Genomic DNA, 19,831 nt, shown 5'->3' with positions numbered 1-19,831 from the left:
CTACTCTCTCCGTATAAACTATCTGCTAGGACAAGATTAAATTTAAATCCCATCGCACGCAATTGTTTGATCATTTTCGCGGCAATTTCAGGTTTAGTTAGATATTCATCTCCTGGTTGCAGTCTTTCTCTCGGTTTATAAACTTCAAATAATAGAGGAAAAGTCAGACCCGATAAAACACCATACGCTGTAACTGCAACGATACCATTATCTGTTTTACCTAAATTTCCAATGTACTGCCGTTTTACATAATCAGTCGCCTTCCCCTTTTTTTTATCTCCTGTCTCATCAATTATTAGTACTATTGGACGCCCTTGAAGTACATATAATATTAATTCTAATCGTTGCTGACTTAATTCTTTTACATCCCAAGGTGATTGTGTTAAAAAATGGTGTAATGCTTGATGATTATCTAGCCCTATAACTTTCGCTATTGATGGTAGTGTTTTGCGTTTTATGTCCGATATCATACCGACATGTAAGTACTTAAAAGCTTCAAAGCTCCTAACTTCTGGAAATATGTTTTGGTAAATTTGACAGTATTCATCTATAAAGTTGACTGTGGGTACTGGTTTACGAGGCTCTACCATAGGACTGGCAATGCTTTTGGGGTGTGTTACTGCTTATACTACCACGAGAGTGACAAAAGAGGGTTAAGCTCGATCGCCTTAGTATAATCTGCGATCGCCTCTGTTTTTTCACCTAGAGCAGACTTGGCATTACCCCGATTGTTGTAGGCAACAGCTAGTTTGGGATTCAGCTCGATCGCCTGATTATAATCTGCAAGCGCCTCTGCTTCTTCCCCCAGAGCAGACTTGACATTACGCCGATTGTAGTAGGCATCAGCATAGTAGGCATCAAGGTCAATCGCCTTAGTATAATCTGTGAGCGCCTCTGCTTTTTCTCCTAGGGCAGACTTGGCTAACCCGCGATTTAAGTAGGCATCAGCATAGTAGGAATCAAGGTCTATCGCCTTAGTATAATCTGCGAGCGCCTCTGCTTTTTGCCCTAAATCAGACTTGGCTAAACCGCGACTGACGTAGGCAACAGCTAATTTTGAATTAAGGTTGATAGCCTGATTATAATCTGCAAGTGCCTGTTCTTTTTCTATGTCAGACTTGGCTAAATCACGATTTAAGTAGGCATCAGCATAATAAGAATAAAGGTGGAGTGCCTGATTGTAATCTACGATAGCCTCTTCTTTTCTTCCTAGGGCAGACTTGGCTAAGCCCCGACTATAGTAAGCATCAGCATAATAGGAATCAAGGTGGAGCGCCTGATTGTAATCTGCGATCGCTTCTTCTTTTTCCCCTAATTTATACTTTGCTAAACCCCGATTTAAGTAGGCAACAGCATCATTGGGATTTAGGTCAATCGCCTGAGTATAATCTACGAGCACTTCTTCTTTTTTCGCTAGGTCAGACTTGGCATTACCCCGATTGAAGTAGGCATTAGCAGCGTTGAAATTAAGGTCAATCGCCTGAGTATAATCTAAGAGGACTTCTTCTGTTGTCCCTAGGGCAGAGTTAGCTAAACTCCGAGTGTAGTAAGCATCAGCATAGTTGGGATTAAGTTCGATCGCCTTCGTATGATCTGCGATCGCCTCTTCTGTTTTTCCTAGGGCAGAGTTAGCTAAACCCCGAGTGTAGTAGGCATCAGAATAATTGGGGTTTAGCTCGATCGCCTGATTATAATCGGAGATCGCCTCTTCTTTTTCTCCAAGATCGTACTTGACATAACCCCGCTCGACGTAGGCAACAGCTAATTTGGGATCGAGCTCGATCGCCTGATTATAATCGGAGATTGCCTCTGCTTTTTGCCCAAGCTCATACTTGGCACCACCCCGATTGAGATAGGCAACAGCTAATTTGGGATCGAGGTCGAGCGCTTTATTATAATCTGCGAGCGCTTCTTCTATTTTCCCTAAGGCATTATTGACAACGCCCCGATTGTAGTAGGCATCAGCATGGTTGGGATTAAGGTCGAGCGCTTTATTAAAATCTGCGAGCGCTTCTTCTTTTTTCCCTAAGGCATAATTGGCACAGGCCCGATTGACGTAGGCAGCAGCATATTTGGGATTGAGGTCGATCGCTTTATTATAATCTGCGAGCGCTTCTTCTATTTTCCCTAAGTCAGCATTGGCAGCGCCCCGATTGTAGTAGGCATCAGCATGGTTGGGATTAAGGTCGAGCGCTTTATTAAAATCTGCGAGCGCTTCTTCTATTTTCCCTAAGACATAATTGGCAGCACCCCGATTGACGTAGGCTTTAGTATTTCTGGGATTAAGGTCGATCGCTTTATTAGAATCTGCGAGCGCTTCTTCTATTTTCCCTAAGGCATCATTGGCAGCGGCCCGATTGACGTAGGCATTACTATTTCTGGGATTAAGGTCGATCGCCTTATTATAATCTCCGAGCGCTTCTTCTATTTTCCCTAAGGCTTGATTGGCAGCGCCGCGATAGAGGTAGGCATCAGCATATTTGGGATTGAGGTCGATCGCCCGATTATAATCGGAGATCGCCTCTTCTATTTTTCCTTGGTTATAGTTGGCATTACCCTGATTTAAGTAGGTTTCAGCGTCGGTATCATGTTGATTGTAATAGACAGCTAAACCAGCTATTAGGCCACACAGGAGCAAAAAGACTATCAAAAAGACTAATGTAGAGGTGGCGAGCGACCTATAAAAATCTATGCTCCAGTCTTCTTTTTTCCGTATTTGACCTCCCCGTAATTCATATTCGATCTCACTCCAACGGTAGGTAATAGCATAGTTGGGATTAAATTCAATTTTCTGATTATAATCAGCTACAGCACCCTTGAAATCGCCTTGATTGGTGCGAGCCATTCCTTGACTCAAATAGACAGGAGAACAACCCGCCACCCCAAACAGGGTCAAACCAGCAGCCAGAACTTGCGGAATCAAGCGATGCGGTTTTTTAGTCATAGTCTTTGCAGTTAGTGAATTTTAATGAAAGTGCTTTTTTAACGGTTTAAAAAACTACGCCCAATTATATCTGAGTGTGTGAAATTATCAAAATATCGTAATAAAACAAAGAGTGTAGAACTATTGGCGGATATTACTACACAACCCTTTGATGAGGTCAATGTTGATTTTGCGAGACATACCTAACAGGCGATCGACATCTACCACACGATCGCTCCTGTGTCTTCCAGAGACTCAAGCCAATGTCTCATCAAACATTTATCCTGCTGACAGCATAACGGCTGTTTCAAAACGAGTCTTAAATCTATACAACAATTAACATTCTAAATAAACAAAAATTTATATTTGGGTGCGTCAGCTCGCGTTAGATTATCTGGGGATTCAATAACTCTTGGCTGACACACCCTACAAGTTTTAGCTACTGTCAATCTCTGTGAAACAAGCATCCCGGCTTTCAATCTCTGCGGTTCAATTCCCCTTACTTCGATCGCACCACCAACACCGAACAAGGAGCCTCAGCCACAACCTCCGCACTCACCGAACCCTCCAAAATCCGCTTTAAACCAGTCAAACCCCGACAGCCGATCGCAATTAAATCGGCCTTATAGATATGAGCCAAACGGACAATTTCTTCTGCAGGTTGTCCCGAAACAATCTCCAATTCGCTCTGGCAACGCAACTTTTCCTGATAAGATTGCAGCAACTTCTCCACCTCTCGGTAAGCAATCTCATCTCCCTGAGCGTGAGGTCGATCGACAACCGCGTCAAAATCCGACGTACCAGAACTCACAACATGAACTAGAATCACCTTTGCCGTCGGTTCTAGCTGAAATTGTCCTACAACTTGCAGTACCTGAGTCGCTAACTCTGAATTGTCGATCGCTACCAAAACAGTATTCAATACCATGCACCTTTAAATCTCAGATATTTAGACTTTAAATTTTTCGTTGATTGTCGCCTACTTTCGACAATTTCGCGCTCCCCACCAACATCATTATTACCTACCCCGAAACCCGGCTTCTTAACATAATTGCGTCATTTAAGCAAGATACTGGAAGAAACCGGGTTTCTTAAGCCCGCAGTGCGTAAGTAGGTAGGTGCAAATAAACTGGGCCACTTGTCACAGAATGTAAAGCTACCATAATCGCAAGAGAATTGCTTCCTTTCACTGCATTTCACTCGCTTTTTACTACCTATGTATTTTGCCGATCGCCCATCTCAAATTTACCATCTAAAACTCACCCTTTCCCTCATTTTCAGTCCGCAGCCGCACCGAATCAGCGTGAGAAGGAAGCCCCTCGGCTTCCGCCAATACATTAATCGCCCTACTCACCTTCTTAAGTGCAGCCGGCGAATATTGAATCAAACTCGAATGCTTCATAAAAGTTTCGACACCCAGCGGCGACGCATAGCGCGGAGCCCCAGAAGTCGGCAAAGTGTGATTCGGGCCAGCCAAATAATCACCTACAGCTTCCGGCGTCGAACAGCCCAAGAAAATCGCCCCGGCGTGGCGAATTTGGTCTAGCAAAGCCCAGGGATCTGCAACTTGCAATTCCAAGTGTTCGGGCGCGAACTCGTTAGAGAGTTCCGCCGCAGCTTTGAGCGAGTCAACTACTACGACTAAACCATAGTTGGCGATCGCCTTTTCTGTTAAAGTTCGGCGCGGGTGATTTGCCAACTGTCTGTCTACCTCAGCCACCACCTTCCTAGCCAGCACCGAATCCGCCGTCAGCAAAATTGCCGACGCCATCGAATCGTGCTCAGCTTGAGCCAACATATCTGCAGCCACGTGCACGGGATTCGCCGAACCATCAGCAATAATCAGCACTTCCGACGGGCCAGCCAGAGAATCGATCCCCACAGTCCCGTAAACCAGTTTTTTAGCCAGGGTGACGTAAATATTCCCGGGCCCAGTAATTAAATCCACCTTCGGAATAGTTTCCGTACCGTAGGCTAAAGCTGCGATCGCCTGCGCCCCGCCTACTCGATAAATCTCATCAACTCCCGCTTCCTGAGCCGCTACCAGCACCGCAGGATTCATTTTCTTCTCCTGTCCGGGGGGAGTACACATCACCAGTCTCGGCACCTTGGCGACCTTCGCAGGAACCGCATTCATGATCACCGAGCTTGGATAGGAAGCCTGACCCCCAGGAATGTAGATTCCCGCTCGATCGACCGGCGTGTAGCGCTTGCCCAAAACAATCTCGTCATCACCAAACTGCACCCAAGACTTGGGTACGCGCTGTCGGTGAAACGCCTCTACCTGTTTGCAAGCCAGCCGGATGGCATTTAATAATTCTTTCGACACCTGTTGGTAAGCAGCATCCAATTCGGCGCCGCTCACCCGTAAATCTTCCACATTTAGGGTCATGCGGTCAAATTCAGCAGTGTAGTGCAGCACAGCCTGATCGCCTCTGCGCCTTACAGCTTGCAGCACCTCCCGCACGGTGGCTTCTTTGTGAACGACAAGTTCGTCATGGGTGCGATCGCAGATCCGTCGCAGTTCAGCTTGTGCCTCAACCCACTGAGTAATGATTCGCAGCATGGAGATTAGGAATGCCGTCTATAACTTCACTAACATTTGCTTGACAATTGGGGATTTTTGTGGGGTTCTCCTAGAGAAGTAGGCCACCACCAGTCCACAAGCTTAAACCGCGATAGTCGCGGCATTTTCAAAGGCTTCAGTGCAGCGTTTAAATCTCTGTCGAGGATTTTGCAACACTGAGGACAAGTCACAACCTTCTCTCTTGAATTGCCCGCCAGAGAACCGATTGCGGAGGGAGAGGGTGGGAACGCAGAGGGGGAGTGTGTCCGACCCCGATATGATCCGAGAGGGAGAGTGTTCGAGCGGGAGAATTTTGATTCTGCCTTCTACCTTCTACCTTCAGATCCGGCTGTCTTCTACCTTCTACCTTCTACCTTCAGCTTTTTACCTTCTACCTTCGGTAAGTGCTTCTTGCCGAAGCCCAAATAACCCGTATTCTTTGTTATAGCTTAACTTGGATTTTTCAGAGAATTGGATTTTAAGCAAAATAGGTGCTATATTAGTTTTTCCAACACCTGATAATTTTTTTATAAAAAAACGCCAAATTATTGTATACTTGAAAATTGCGCGCAAGAAACCGTGACTTTAACTCGTGACGGTGGAAACACCGCAAAACGCCTCCGTAACACCCGTGTCATACCTGTGGGTATTGTCAGGGGTAAAAAACAGGCAGTTAAATGAGTCAATAAAAAATTATTGCGCGGGCGTCGCCAAAAAGTAGCCACAGACTCAGCTCAATCTGAGCGAATCGAGAGTGGCTGTCTCACTCCGCTCTTAAAAATCAAGCTTTTTGCGGATCGATCCCGAAAAGGTTGTCCTTCAAAATCCCCGTGTCTTGAGACTGTCTTGAGACTAGGGTGTATCAATGAATACCTACTTCCAGCAACTGAACTATGGCAAATATTAAGTCCGCCGTCAAACGAGTCAAAATCGCCGAACGTAACCGCTTGTACAACAAATCTTACAAGTCAGCGGTCAAAACTTTGATGAAGAAATATTTCGCTGCCGTAGACAAGTACGCCGCAGCTCCGAGCCCGGAATTAATGCAAGAAGTTCAGCAGCGCATGTCTGAGGCCTACAGCAAAATTGACAAAGCTGTCAAAAAAGGTGTACTCCACCGCAACAACGGCGCTCGCAAAAAGTCCCGCTTGGCAAGAACCCTCAAGCCGCACGAAGTATCGGTAGCATCTTAAGGAAGCAGAAAGTTCGGCAACGAAGCAGTGTACAAGATTGAAGGGATGGATGTTGAGGGAAGAAGTCAATCGATTTTCGATTTTCGATTTTCGATTTTCGATTGAAGCATTGACCCCACGGATAAATTCGGGGGGCAAGTTTCATCGGATACAGGTTTTTTATTTCTGGACGGATGAATCACGTGGCGGGTATCCTGGATGCTTGATTGTCAAGCGTGAAGAAGTCCAGCGTGAAGCAGGAAGAAGGAAGAAAGAAAACGGAAGATTTTTCCCATACACTCTCTCCCACTCCCACTCCCAGACTCTCTCACTCCCCCCTCGCACTATCCCACCAGGACTCTCCCGTATCACCTCTAATCTGCTTCCCCCATGCAGCTCATCGACACTCACGTTCATATCAACTTTGAGACCTACAAATCTGAGTTAGAAGCCATTCGAGAACGCTGGCGCGAAGCTGGTGTAGTTCGGCTGGTTCATTCTTGTGTAGAGCCAGAAGAGTTTGCCGGCATTCAAGCCATCGCCAACCAGTTTCCAGAAGTGTCCTTTGCGGTTGGACTCCACCCCCTAGATGCCGACAAGTGGAAAGACGAGACTGCGAGCCAGATTAGGGAATTAGCAAGTTCGGACTCTAGGGTCGTGGCGATCGGCGAAACCGGACTGGACTTTTATAAAGCTGACGATCGAGAACACCAGTTTAAAGTGTTTGAGGCACAGCTTTCAATCGCCCAGGAACTTGACAAACCAGTCATTATCCACTGTCGCGACGCCGCCGCCCCAATGGCCGAAATGCTGAGGAACTTTTGGCAAACACGCGGGCCAGTGCGCGGAGTTATGCACTGCTGGGGAGGCACACCCGAAGAAACCCAGTGGTTTTTAGACCTAGGTTTCTACATTAGTTTTAGCGGAACAGTCACCTTTAAAAAAGCCTTGCAAATACAAGAATCAGCTTGTATGGTAAATAGCGATCGCATCCTAGTCGAGACAGATTGCCCTTTTCTCGCCCCCGTACCCCAGCGGGGAAAACGCAACGAACCAGCCTATGTCTACTACGTAGCCGAGCAAGTTGCTAAATTGAGAGGAGTTTCTCTATTAACTTTGTCCCAGCAGACAACCAAAAATGCCTGTCAGCTATTCGGCTTTTCAGTTTAGTTATAGCAGAACAGAGAAACGAGGAAAACAGGTTGATTTAGGAACCCGCGATCAGGAAAATCCCATTTCTATCCTGCCAGAAAAACCGGATTCATCCTTTATTGGAGATTCTTTTGGCGTTGCCTGTTGCGATCGGATTTGCGTCCTATAATAAAAAGAACCAACCGATCGGGCGTTAGCTTAGTATCCGCGACTGCGATGTCGCCCAGTTCCGGCCAACACAACGCGAGTACGCTAACCTTCGGAATCGGTCAAAACTTCACGCAATACCTCAAACTTACACATCAGAAGAAACTTGGAACCTCAGCAATTTGGCAATAGCTGTCAAGTCAATTTTAGGAGTCAAAAGTGTAGGGAATTCACCCTGGGATACCACGAGATCGGAGCTAAAAGCATCTCGATCGAAACTCAAATCCGCACAAAAATACTGCGAGCCACAAGCAAAAATAACCATTGCAGCAGTTGGCAGGCGATCGAAAACATCATATAAATTCTCTCACACAATCAATCAAAAAAACGCAACAAGGTAAAAAAGCCCAGCCTTGGCGCCATGTAAAAAGCTAGAGCCACTGCGGAAAAAGGACCCCCATGACCACTAAAGATTACACAGAATTCGCCTTCACCTTGCCCGACCTGATCGAAATCCAGCGGGCAAGTTTTCGCTGGTTTCTAGAAGCCGGGCTGATCGAAGAACTCGACAGCTTCTCTCCGATTACAGACTACACGGGGAAGCTGGAACTCCACTTCATGGGCAAAGACTTCAAACTCAAGCGCCCGAAATACGACGTGGACGAAGCCAAGCGCAGGGACAGCACCTACTCGGTGCAAATGTACGTACCCACCCGCCTGATTAACAAAGAAACAGGGGAAATCAAAGAACAAGAAGTCTTCATCGGCGATTTGCCCTTGATGACCGAGCGCGGCACTTTCATTATCAACGGCGCGGAACGGGTCATCGTCAACCAAATCGTTCGTTCCCCAGGCGTGTACTACAAATCGGAAACCGACAAAAACGGTCGCCGTTCTTACAACGCCAGTCTGATCCCCAACCGCGGCGCTTGGCTGAAATTTGAAACAGACAAAAACGATTTAGTCTGGGTCAGAATCGACAAAACCCGCAAACTATCGGCTCAGGTGCTGCTCAAAGCCCTCGGACTCACAGACGGCGAAATCTACGACTCACTCCGCCACCCGGAATACTTCCAAAAAACGATCGAGAAAGAAGGACAATTCGGCGAAGAAGAAGCTTTGATGGAGCTCTACCGCAAACTCCGTCCAGGCGAACCCCCCACCGTGGCAGGGGGCGAACAGCTCCTTAACTCGCGCTTTTTCGACCCCAAACGCTACGATTTGGGCCGAGTCGGCCGCTACAAACTCAACAAAAAATTGCGCTTGACAGTCCCCGATACGATGCGGGTGCTGACATCGCAAGATATCTTGACGGCGATCGACTACTTAATTAACCTCGAATTCGACATCGGCTCCACCGACGACATCGACCACTTAGGCAACCGTCGCGTCCGCAGTGTCGGAGAACTGCTGCAAAACCAAGTCCGAGTCGGCCTCAACCGCTTAGAACGGATTATCCGCGAAAGAATGACCGTCTCGGATGCCGACTCCCTCAGCCCCGCTTCTCTGGTCAACCCCAAACCGCTGGTAGCAGCAATCAAGGAATTCTTCGGTTCCTCCCAGCTATCGCAGTTCATGGATCAAACCAACCCTCTGGCAGAACTGACTCACAAACGTCGGCTTTCCGCCTTGGGCCCTGGAGGTCTGACTAGGGAACGCGCCGGGTTTGCAGTGCGGGACATTCACCCGTCCCACTACGGCCGGATTTGCCCGATCGAAACACCAGAAGGCCCTAACGCCGGTCTGATCGGTTCCTTGGCAACCCACGCCCGCGTCAACCCCTACGGCTTCATCGAAACTCCTTTTTATCCAGTAGAAAAAGGACGGGTGCTGCGCGACAAAGCCCCTGTTTACATGACAGCCGACGAAGAAGACGATTTGCGCGTCGCCCCCGGAGACATCAGCCTCGACGAAAACAACAACCTCTTGGGCGAAACCGTAGCCGTCCGCTACCGCCAAGAATTTACTACCACCACTCCGATGCAGGTGGACTACATGGCGATTTCGCCCGTGCAAATCGTCTCCGTCGCGACATCGTTGATTCCGTTCTTGGAACACGACGACGCCAACCGAGCTCTGATGGGATCGAATATGCAGCGGCAAGCTGTGCCGCTACTGAAACCAGAACGGCCCCTCGTCGGTACGGGCTTGGAAGCTCAGGCCGCCCGAGATTCCGGGATGGTTGTGGTTTCCCGGATCGACGGCGAGGTGATTTACATCGACGCTACCCGGATTATTGTCAAACCCCTGGCTGTAGATGCCGAATCGAATTCCAGCGAAGAACATTTCCTGATTAAGGAATACGACGATCTCAAAGTCAAACAGCCCTCGGTTTGGAAGCAAAAATATGCTGGCTGCATCGAACACGAACTGCAAAAATATCAGCGTTCTAACCAGGATACTTGCTTAAACCAGCGTCCGCTGATTTATGAGGGCGATCGCGTCGTAGCAGGTCAAGTGCTCGCCGACGGTTCCTCCACCGAAGGGGCAGAACTCGCTCTGGGCCACAACATCCTCGTAGCTTATATGCCTTGGGAAGGATACAACTACGAAGACGCCATGCTAATTAGCGAGCGTTTGGTGTACGAAGATGTCTACACTTCGATCCACATTGAAAAATACGAAATCGAAGCCCGCCAAACCAAACTCGGCCCCGAAGAAATCACCCGCGAAATTCCTAACGTCGGCGAAGACGCGCTGCGCCAGCTAGACGAACAGGGGATTATCCGCAAAGGTGCTTGGGTAGAAGCCAGCGACATCCTAGTCGGAAAAGTCACCCCCAAAGGTGAATCCGACCAACCGCCGGAAGAAAAACTACTGAGGGCAATCTTCGGCGAAAAAGCCCGCGATGTACGCGACAATTCCCTCCGCGTCCCTAACGGCGAAAAAGGCCGCGTGGTGGACGTGCGGGTGTTTACCCGCGAACAGGGCGACGAACTGCCCCCCGGCGCTAACATGGTCGTCCGCGTCTACGTGGCTCAAAAGCGGAAGATTCAAGTCGGCGACAAAATGGCCGGCCGCCACGGGAATAAGGGTATTGTGTCCCGGATTTTGCCGATGGAGGATATGCCCTACTTACCCGACGGGACTCCGGTTGACATAGTGCTCAATCCCTTGGGCGTACCGTCGCGGATGAACGTGGGTCAGATTTTTGAGTGCTTGCTGGGATGGGCCGGCGAAAATCTCTCGATGCGGTTCAAGATGGTGCCTTTTGATGAAATGCACGGCGCTGAAAAGTCGCGGGAAACCGTACACGGTAAGCTACAGGAGGCACGGGAAAAAACCGGTAAGCCTTGGGTGTTTAATGAAAAGCACCCCGGCAAGACTATTGTCTACGATGGCCGAACTGGGGAACCGTTCGATCGCCCGATCACAGTCGGCATCGCCTATATGCTGAAGCTGGTTCACTTGGTAGACGATAAGATCCACGCCCGTAGCACAGGCCCTTACTCGCTGGTAACGCAGCAGCCTTTGGGCGGCAAAGCGCAGCAAGGGGGTCAGCGGTTCGGAGAAATGGAAGTCTGGGCTCTGGAAGCGTTCGGCGCAGCTTATACTTTGCAAGAGTTGCTGACTGTCAAGTCGGACGATATGCAGGGGCGGAATGAAGCGCTGAATGCGATCGTCAAAGGCAAAGCTATTCCGCGCCCCGGTACGCCGGAATCTTTCAAGGTGCTGATGCGGGAGTTGCAGTCTTTGTGCTTGGATATTGCTGTGCACAAGGTGAATACGTCCGACGAGGGCAGCGAGCACGTTGAGGTGGATTTGATGGCGGATGCTGGGGGCAAGCGATCGCCCTCCCGGCCTACTTACGAATCCCTTTCTCGTGACGAACTTGACGAGGATTAGGCATTAAAGATTAAAGATTAAAGATTTTTTGACAGCATTGAATTCTTTAATCTTTAATCGACAATCTCAAATTAAAATGCCTCAGCAGTGGTACGAACACTGCTGAGGCGAATCAACGCTCTAAACAGGAGAGACGCTGAACATGAATATTGTAACAGTTGTCCCAGGAATTCAAGGAGAAGTTGACCGGGCGACGGGCTGTATTAATTGGCAAGGGAGCAAGTTTGGCAACGGTTACGCGCGCAAGTGGATCGATGGCAAAACAGTATTAGTCCACCGTTTAGTCCTCGAATCAAAAATAGCAGGATTCCTCGGTTCCGGTTATTTTGGTTGCCATACCTGCGACAATCGAAGCTGCATCAACCCGGCACATCTGGTAGTAGGTACTGCTGCTGAGAATACTGGGCAGATGATTGGGCGCGATCGCAAAACTCCCAGACGCAAAAGTATTCCCGGTATTGGCATATTGTCGATCGCACAACTACGGGAAATTCAGACTAAATATTTATCTGGAACAGTCAAAAACCACCTAGCAAAAGAGTATGGGGTACAACATGAAACTATTACTAAGATACTTCAGACAAATATTCCCGATAACTTCACTACAGTTTCGCCAGGTTTTTTAGGAGAAATTCAAGACAACGGCTGCATCATTTTTCAAGGCTCAAAGGACGGTCAAGGCTATGGCAGGTACTTTAAAAATGGGAAATCGAAATCAGTCACTCGTGCTGTTTTAGCAGAGAAATTAGGATGTGAAATTCCCACTTCAATAGATGCTTGTCATAGCTGCGATCGTCCCAGTTGCATCAATCCAGAACACCTGTGGGGTGGTACCCGTTCCCAAAATTCATTAGATGCTTCTAAGAAAGGACGCACTCAAGGCAAAAGTCATCCCCTTTCCAATGCCAAATTAGATTGGGAAAAGGTGCGAGAAATTCGACAAAAGCTAGCAGCAGGAGAGAGGATGAAGGATGTAGCACAGGAATACAGTGTCGGCCGCAAAACCATACACGATATTAAATATCACGTCACTTGGAATGAAGCAGGTCAACAGGTTCCACTTCCTCGCATGGGTGGACATCTTGATCGCAAATTTACTTTTGCTCAAGCTCTTGAAATCAGAGAACGAATTCAAGCCGGAGAATCCATTGCTAAAATTGCTCAGGAATTTGGGGTATCCAGAAATGTCATTTCTGATATCAAAAGGAATGTCACATATAGAGGAGAATAAAATTGATTTAAGCCGCAAAAAAATCCAACAAAAAAGATAAATTACCACAAATTATCGACTGTAAATCATCAATTGGAGTCAAGAATGGCTAAAATAGAACAACGCTTTGATTACGTCAAGATCGGGTTAGCTTCACCAGAAAGAATTCGACAGTGGGGAGAGAGAACTTTACCCAACGGTCAGATAACCGGCGAGGTGACAAAACCCGAAACAATAAATTATAGGACATTAAAACCTGAAATGGATGGCTTGTTTTGCGAGCGCATTTTTGGGCCTGCAAAAGATTGGGAATGTCATTGTGGGAAGTACAAACGAGTTCGCCATAGAGGCATTGTTTGCGAAAGATGCGGTGTAGAAGTCACTGAATCTCGCGTCCGCCGTCACCGGATGGGATTTATCAAATTAGCGGCTCCAGTAGCTCACGTTTGGTATCTCAAAGGCATTCCGAGTTACATGGCTATTCTGCTAGATATGCCGCTCCGAGATGTCGAACAAATCGTTTATTTCAATGCCTACGTTGTCCTCAATGCAGGTAATGCAGAAAAGCTGCAATACAAGCAATTGCTCACAGAAGATGCTTGGCTGGAAATAGAAGACGAACTTTACAGCGAAGATTCCACACTCACAGGTGTAGAAGTAGGGATTGGTGCTGAAGCTTTGCAAGTTTTGCTGCAAAATATTCCGCTAGAAAGTGAAGCGGAAAAGCTGCGGGAAGATATTGCTAATGCTAAAGGTCAAAAACGGGCGAAGTTAATTAAACGCTTGCGAGTGATTGACAACTTCATCGCTACGGGTTCTCAACCCGATTGGATGGTGCTCAATGTGATTCCGGTGATTCCCCCCGACTTGCGGCCGATGGTGCAGCTAGACGGCGGGCGTTTTGCAACGAGTGACCTCAACGACCTTTACCGGAGAGTAATCAACCGGAATAATCGGTTGGCGAGACTGCAAGAAATTCTGGCACCGGAGATTATCATCCGCAACGAAAAGCGGATGCTACAAGAAGCTGTGGATGCGCTGATTGACAACGGTCGCCGGGGCCGGACAGTGGTGGGGGCAAACAACCGCCCGCTGAAGTCGCTGTCGGACATCATTGAAGGGAAACAAGGTCGCTTCCGGCAAAACTTGCTGGGGAAACGGGTTGATTACTCCGGGCGTTCGGTGATTGTGGTGGGGCCGAAACTGAAGATTCATCAGTGCGGTTTGCCGAGGGAAATGGCGATCGAACTTTTCCAGCCTTTCGTCATCCACCGCCTGATCCGCCAAGGATTGGTCAACAACATCAAAGCTGCCAAAAAACTGATCCAGCGCAACGATCCCAGCGTTTGGGACGTGCTTCAGGAGGTGATTGAAGGACACCCGGTAATGCTGAACCGGGCGCCGACGCTTCACCGTTTGGGGATTCAAGCCTTTGAGCCGATTTTGGTGGACGGGAGGGCAATTCAGCTTCACCCGCTAGTCTGTCCGGCTTTTAACGCTGACTTTGACGGCGACCAAATGGCCGTGCACGTGCCTTTGTCTCTGGAATCTCAGGCGGAAGCGCGCCTGCTGATGCTGGCTTCTAACAACATTATGTCGCCGGCAACCGGAAGACCGATCGTTACTCCTTCTCAAGATATGGTGCTCGGTTGCTATTACTTGACAGCCGAGAATCCTGACGCTCAAAAAGGAGCCGGTCACTATTTCTCCAACCTTACCGACGCGGTTGTAGCTTACGAACAAGGAATCGTTGACTTGCACTCTTATGTGTGGGTGAGGTTTCAAGGCGCCATAGAAAACACAGAACCCGAGGGAGAACCGCTGAAGGTGGAACGCTCTACCGACGGTATAGTGACAAAAGAATACAAGTTCCGCCGGGTTCGGGAAGACGGAGAGGGCAAGGTACTCAATCAGTTCATTCGCACTACTCCGGGCCGGATTATCTATCACCAAACGATCGAATCGGTAATTAACAATTAGAAATGGGTAATGGGTAAGAGGTAATGGGTAAGAGGTAATGGGTAAGAGGTAATGGGTAATAAGTGACCAAAGATCGCTAACAAATAATAGTGATTGAATCCGGAAAAATTACCCATTACTACTCAGCAATACTTCGGCTCTGCGGTTCCTGAGCGAAGTCGAAGGACAGTAAAAGTTACCAATTACCAATTAAGTAGGTAGGTGAAAATAAACTTTCTTATGGGAAGAGCAGGTGAGTGCATTCATCTTCTAGCTTAGCTCTCTTCCTTATACGCTAAACCCACTCCTACAAAATGCTTGGTGTTTTTCCCCACCGCTCTACTTCTCAATTACCAATTACCAGTTACCAATTACCAATACTTCGGCTACATGGTTCCTGAACCCTTCGGCTTCGCTCAGAAACAGAAGTCTAACGGCAGTTAAAGTTACCAATTACCAATTACCACTACTCAGAAAAATGACAGAAAATAAGGAAATTGTTTTTCGCAATCGAGTTGTTGACAAAGGTCAGCTCAAAAAATTAATCTCTTGGTCTTTCATGCACTACGGAACGGCCCGTACAGCGCAAATGGCCGATAAACTCAAAGACTTAGGTTTCCGCTTTGCGACACGAGCGGGAGTTTCGATTAGCGTAGACGACCTGCAAGTGCCCCCGTCAAAACGATCGCTCCTAGATGCAGCCGAAGAAGAAATCCGCATCACCGAACAAAAATACACCAGAGGCGAAATCACCGAAGTCGAACGCTTCCAAAAAGTAATCGATACCTGGAACAGCACATCAGAAGACCTCAAAGACGAAGTAGTCAAAAACTTCCGAGCCACAGACCCCCTAAACTCGGTCTACATGATGGCATTCTCCGGGGCGCGGGGAAACATTTCTCAAGTGCGGCAGCTAGTCGGAATGCGCGGATTGATGGCTGACCCCCAAGGCGAAATCATCGACTTGCCAATTAAAACCAACTTCCGCGAAGGACTCACTGTCACCGAATACATCATCTCTTCCTACGGCGCGCGCAAAGGCTTGGTAGATACAGCGTTGCGGACGGCAGACTCTGGCTATCTGACTCGCCGTTTGGTGGACGTATCCCAAGACGTAATTGTGCGGGAAGTGGACTGCGGCACTCAGCGGGGAATTCGAGTCCGGCCCATGACAGACGGAGCAACAGTGCTCATACCCCTCAAGGACAGGCTGCTAGGGCGGGTGTTGGCCAGAGATGCGGTACACCCCAAAACAGGGGAAATCGTGTCTTACGGCAGCGAAAAAGCCGTCCGAAATCAGCCAATTACCGATGAGTTGGCGACGGAAATTGGTAAAGCTGGGGTGGCAGAGGTGTATTTACGATCGCCCCTGACTTGCGAATCGACCCGATCCGTTTGCCAGCACTGCTACGGCTGGAGTCTTGCCCACTTGAAAATGGTGGACATGGGAGAAGCGATCGGGATTATTGCAGCTCAGTCGATCGGGGAACCGGGAACCCAGCTCACCATGCGTACCTTCCACACCGGGGGCGTATTCACCGGAGAAGTCGCCAAACAAGAACGCGCCCCCTTCCCTGGCGTAGTGAAATTCAAGAACCTGCGTACTCGCTCCTTCCGCACAAGACACGGCGAAGAAGCACTGGTGGCAGAAAACAACGGCAAACTCGTATTTGAGGGCGACGGATTTGAAGAAGGAAAATCCGGTGCCAAAAATCAAAAACTGAAAATCGAATTGGCGATCGTCCAGGGTTCGACTCTGATGGTCAAAGACGGACAGCGCGCCATTCCCGGTCAAGTTTTGGCAGAAGTGCCGATCGTCGGTCGCGCCGCCCGCAAAACTACGGAAAAAGTGACTACAGACGTGGCTTCCGACTTAGCCGGAGAAGCCAAATTTGCCGACTTAGTACCAGAAGAAAAAACCGACCGCCAAGGGAACACCACCCGCACAGCCAGCAAAGGCGGGCTGATTTGGATTCTCTCAGGAGAAGTCTACAACTTGCCCCCTGGTGCCGAACCGGCAGTGAAAAATGGCGATCGCATTCCAGCAGAAAGCGTGATTGCCGAAACTAAACTCGTCTCCGAACACGGTGGCGTAGTCCGCATCGCTGACCCCAGAGAAATCGAAATTATCACCGCCCAAGTCCTGCTCGACCAAGCAGTCGTGCGGGCTGAAAGTGCAGGCGGCCGCGACCACTACACGATCGAAACATCTTCTAAGCAGCGGTTTTCCCTGAAGACTGCTCCTGGGAGCAAAGTCATCAACGGGGAAGTCGTCGCCGAACTGCTCGACGACAGCTACCGCACAGCTACAGGGGGCATTGTCAAGTACGGCGGGGTGGAAGTCCACAAACGCGGCAAAGCTAAACTTGGCTACGAAGTCGTTAAAGGTGGCACTCTGCTCTGGATACCGGAAGAGTGCCACGAGGTGAATAAGGATATTTCTCTGCTGCTGGTCGAAGATGGTCAGTACGTAGAGGCCGGTACAGAAGTCGTTAAGGATATTTTCTGCCAAACCAGCGGGGCAGTGGAAATCACTCAGAAAAATGACATCCTCCGGGAAATTGTGATCAAACCGGGCACACTCCATGTGGTTGACCGCCCGCCGCTAACTTTCGGAGAAGGTCAAATCGTCAACGCGGGTCAAGAAATTTCCCCGGGCTTGATTGCCGAAGAGTTGGGCTATGCCGAGTATATCGAAACTCCCGAAGGCCCGGCTTTGCTGCTGCGGCCTGTGGTGGAGTTTCCGGTGCCGGATAAGCCACCAGTGCCTTCTCAGACGGCGCTGAATGAGTCAATCTCTTTGAAAGCGGTGCAGCGACTTCCTTATAAGGATGGGGAGCGCGTCAAATCTGTCGAGGGATTGGAACTGCTGCGGACTCAGCTTATTTTGGAAATTGGTTCTGGAGCTCCGCAACTGGCGGCGGATATTGAGCTCCTGCCCGATGAAGATGATGCTATGGCTTTTGGAGCAGACGGTTCGGGCCCGGCTTGGGGATCGGCTGAAGACGGTACGGAGTCGCAAGAAGTGGCGATGACAGTAGCCGATGGGGGCGATCGAGTTTCCAAGACTTTCCGCTTGCAGCTAGTCATTTTGGAATCGCTAGTGATTCGGCGGGATGTGTCTGCTGATCCGACTCAGGGCAGCACTCACACGCGACTGTTGGTCGAAGATGGGCAGTCGATCGCGCCCGGGGCCGTAGTCGCCCGCACCGAGATTCTCTGCAAAGAAGCCGGTATCGTTCGGGGCATCCGTGAGGGACATGGCGAACCAGTGCGCCGACTGTTGGTGATGCGAGATGCCGATTCTATTTCGATAAGCGTGGCCGGTACGCCGGATGTGAGTCCGGGTCAACTGCTGGTAGCCGGTACCGAAATAGCTCCGGGGGTTGTTCTCGAAGAGTCCGGCCAAGTTGTGAAAGTTGTACCTGCGTCGGAGACAGAACCGGCGAAACTCTTGCTCAGGGTGGCTCGTCCTTACAGGGTTTCGGCTGGTGCTGTGCTGCACGTAGACGACGGCGACTTGGTGCAGAGGGGTGACAATTTGGTGATTCTGGTGTTTGAGCGGGCAAAGACTGGGGATATCATTCAAGGTTTGCCACGGATTGAGGAACTTCTGGAAGGGCGGAAGCCGAAGGAAGCTTGTATTTTAGCCAAGCGGCCGGGGACGGCTCGTGTGGTTACTGATGACGATGTTGTGGAACTTGCGGTGATTGAGGATGATGGCCGGATTGAGGAGTATCCTTTGTTGCCTGGTCAAAACCCGATCGTTTCCGACGGACAGCGCGTCGGCGTCGCCGAAGCTTTGACCGACGGGCCTGCTAACCCTCACGAAATTCTGGAGGTGTTCTTCCACGTACTCAAGGAGCGACAGTCTACTTTTGAGGCTGCCTTGGAGAGTTTCCAACAGGTGCAGACGTTTTTGGTGAATGAGGTGCAGTCGGTTTATCAGTCTCAGGGTGTGGATATTTCCGACAAGCATATCGAGGTGATTGTCCGCCAGATGACCAACAAAGTCAGGATGGAAGATGGCGGCGATACTACTATGCTCCCCGGCGAGTTGGTAGAATTGCGGCAGGTTGAGCAGGTGAATGAGGCGATGTCAATTACTGGTGGAGCGCCGGCGGATTATACTCCGGTGTTGCTGGGGATTACTAAGGCTTCGCTGAATACTGATAGCTTTATTTCCGCTGCTTCGTTCCAGGAGACTACGCGGGTGTTGACTGAGGCTGCGATCGAAGGTAAGTCTGACTGGCTCCGGGGGCTCAAGGAAAATGTCATCATCGGCCGCCTGATTCCTGCGGGTACTGGGTTCAATGCCTATGAGGATGCTGGGGTTCAGGATGCGGGTTTTGATGGTGCTGTGTTTGATGAGGACATCCACGATTTGCAGGAGGATGTGGTACTTGATGACCGATCGGCGCGCCGTGCTTATACGATCGAGAGCGGTTTTGAGATCGGGCGCCCGTCTGATCTTGAGCCTGATGAGGATTTTGAGGAAGTTGAGGTGGATGAGGACGATTTTGTCGCTGAGACTGAGGATGATGCCTTGGGACCTGATGTTGACGATGATGATGATATCGGTTTTGACTTCGATGAGGACGAAGACTAATCATAGTTTTGAGATTGCATGAATGAGTGAACAGCGTTGCGATCGCTGAGGATAATTTGGTTCCTCGCAGCAACGCACACTTCGATTTCATGACTTGAAAAATCTCAAATTATCCTCACTAATTAACAGCCCGAACTCATAGCCTTGTGCGATGAGACATCCAAAGGAAGAAGGAAGAAGGAAGATTCAGAGTTTAAGCAAACTTTGTAATTCTAGAGTTTTAATTGTTTGTTGGTTTAAACAAACA

General features: G+C 49.1%; 11 protein-coding genes. 6 read left to right on the top strand and 5 right to left on the bottom strand.

The window, feature by feature from the left end; translation table 11 throughout:
• From QUA03_RS14335 to hisD, 4 genes are all read right to left on the bottom strand, one after another.
• Positions 1-590: IS701 family transposase (locus tag QUA03_RS14335; RefSeq protein ID WP_333212964.1), on the bottom strand; the 590-nt coding region annotated here is incomplete at its 3' end.
• A gap of 38 nt (positions 591-628) precedes the next feature.
• Positions 629-2,944: a tetratricopeptide repeat protein gene (locus QUA03_RS14330; RefSeq protein WP_333212963.1), complete on the bottom strand. Its 2,316-nt coding sequence runs from the start codon at positions 2,942-2,944 to the stop codon at positions 629-631.
• Between the two features lie 478 nt (positions 2,945-3,422).
• Positions 3,423-3,851 carry a universal stress protein gene (locus QUA03_RS14325; RefSeq protein ID WP_333212962.1) on the bottom strand — a complete coding sequence of 143 codons (429 nt, stop codon included), beginning with the start codon at positions 3,849-3,851 and terminating at the stop codon, positions 3,423-3,425.
• Between the two features lie 324 nt (positions 3,852-4,175).
• Positions 4,176-5,489: a histidinol dehydrogenase gene (hisD, locus tag QUA03_RS14320; RefSeq protein ID WP_333041543.1), complete on the bottom strand. Its 1,314-nt coding sequence runs from the start codon at positions 5,487-5,489 to the stop codon at positions 4,176-4,178.
• Between the two features lie 893 nt (positions 5,490-6,382).
• Here hisD and rpsT point away from each other — a divergent pair.
• Together rpsT and QUA03_RS14310 are read left to right on the top strand one after the other, a co-directional pair.
• Positions 6,383-6,682, top strand: coding sequence for a 30S ribosomal protein S20 (gene rpsT, locus QUA03_RS14315; RefSeq protein WP_006632886.1), 300 nt, complete (start codon positions 6,383-6,385; stop codon positions 6,680-6,682).
• 369 nt (positions 6,683-7,051) lie between these two features.
• The gene (locus QUA03_RS14310) at positions 7,052-7,831 is read left to right on the top strand and encodes a TatD family hydrolase (RefSeq protein WP_333212961.1); all 780 of its coding nucleotides are present in this window, start codon (positions 7,052-7,054) and stop codon (positions 7,829-7,831) included.
• A 277-nt stretch (positions 7,832-8,108) separates the two neighbouring features.
• Here QUA03_RS14310 and QUA03_RS14305 read toward each other — a convergent pair whose 3' ends face one another.
• Positions 8,109-8,285 (bottom strand): hypothetical protein, encoded by a 177-nt coding sequence (locus QUA03_RS14305; RefSeq protein ID WP_333212960.1) that lies wholly within the window; start codon positions 8,283-8,285, stop codon positions 8,109-8,111.
• 134 nt (positions 8,286-8,419) lie between these two features.
• Between QUA03_RS14305 and rpoB the strand changes: the two genes are divergently transcribed.
• From rpoB to QUA03_RS14285, 4 genes are all read left to right on the top strand, one after another.
• A complete protein-coding gene (gene rpoB, locus QUA03_RS14300; RefSeq protein WP_333041547.1) occupies positions 8,420-11,806 on the top strand; it encodes a DNA-directed RNA polymerase subunit beta in 3,387 nt (1,128 codons plus the stop codon).
• A 142-nt stretch (positions 11,807-11,948) separates the two neighbouring features.
• Entirely contained in the window at positions 11,949-13,037 is a 1,089-nt protein-coding gene (locus QUA03_RS14295) for an HNH endonuclease (protein ID WP_333212959.1), read from the top strand.
• Between the two features lie 84 nt (positions 13,038-13,121).
• The gene (locus QUA03_RS14290) at positions 13,122-14,996 is read left to right on the top strand and encodes a DNA-directed RNA polymerase subunit gamma (RefSeq protein WP_333212958.1); all 1,875 of its coding nucleotides are present in this window, start codon (positions 13,122-13,124) and stop codon (positions 14,994-14,996) included.
• A 457-nt stretch (positions 14,997-15,453) separates the two neighbouring features.
• Entirely contained in the window at positions 15,454-19,584 is a 4,131-nt protein-coding gene (locus QUA03_RS14285) for a DNA-directed RNA polymerase subunit beta'' (RefSeq protein WP_333212957.1), read from the top strand.
• Positions 19,585-19,831: the final 247 nt, after the last annotated feature.

The sequence above is a fragment of the Microcoleus sp. S36b_A4 genome, from assembly GCF_036700645.1.
Lineage (GTDB): Bacteria > Cyanobacteriota > Cyanobacteriia > Cyanobacteriales > Microcoleaceae > Microcoleus.
This window is presented reverse-complemented; position numbering and strand designations above follow the sequence as displayed.

Bases quoted from the DNA above. Each gene is read 5' to 3' on its own strand.
- QUA03_RS14310 (WP_333212961.1), top strand. From the start codon at position 7,052: ATGCAGCTCATCGACACTCACGTTCATATCAACTTTGAGACCTACAAA.
- rpsT (WP_006632886.1), top strand. From the start codon at position 6,383: ATGGCAAATATTAAGTCCGCCGTCAAACGAGTCAAAATCGCCGAACGT.
- QUA03_RS14325 (WP_333212962.1), bottom strand. From the start codon at position 3,851: ATGGTATTGAATACTGTTTTGGTAGCGATCGACAATTCAGAGTTAGCG.
- QUA03_RS14285 (WP_333212957.1), top strand. From the start codon at position 15,454: ATGACAGAAAATAAGGAAATTGTTTTTCGCAATCGAGTTGTTGACAAA.
- rpoB (WP_333041547.1), top strand. From the start codon at position 8,420: ATGACCACTAAAGATTACACAGAATTCGCCTTCACCTTGCCCGACCTG.
- QUA03_RS14290 (WP_333212958.1), top strand. From the start codon at position 13,122: ATGGCTAAAATAGAACAACGCTTTGATTACGTCAAGATCGGGTTAGCT.
- QUA03_RS14330 (WP_333212963.1), bottom strand. From the start codon at position 2,944: ATGACTAAAAAACCGCATCGCTTGATTCCGCAAGTTCTGGCTGCTGGT.
- QUA03_RS14305 (WP_333212960.1), bottom strand. From the start codon at position 8,285: ATGGTTATTTTTGCTTGTGGCTCGCAGTATTTTTGTGCGGATTTGAGT.
- QUA03_RS14295 (WP_333212959.1), top strand. From the start codon at position 11,949: ATGAATATTGTAACAGTTGTCCCAGGAATTCAAGGAGAAGTTGACCGG.
- hisD (WP_333041543.1), bottom strand. From the start codon at position 5,489: ATGCTGCGAATCATTACTCAGTGGGTTGAGGCACAAGCTGAACTGCGA.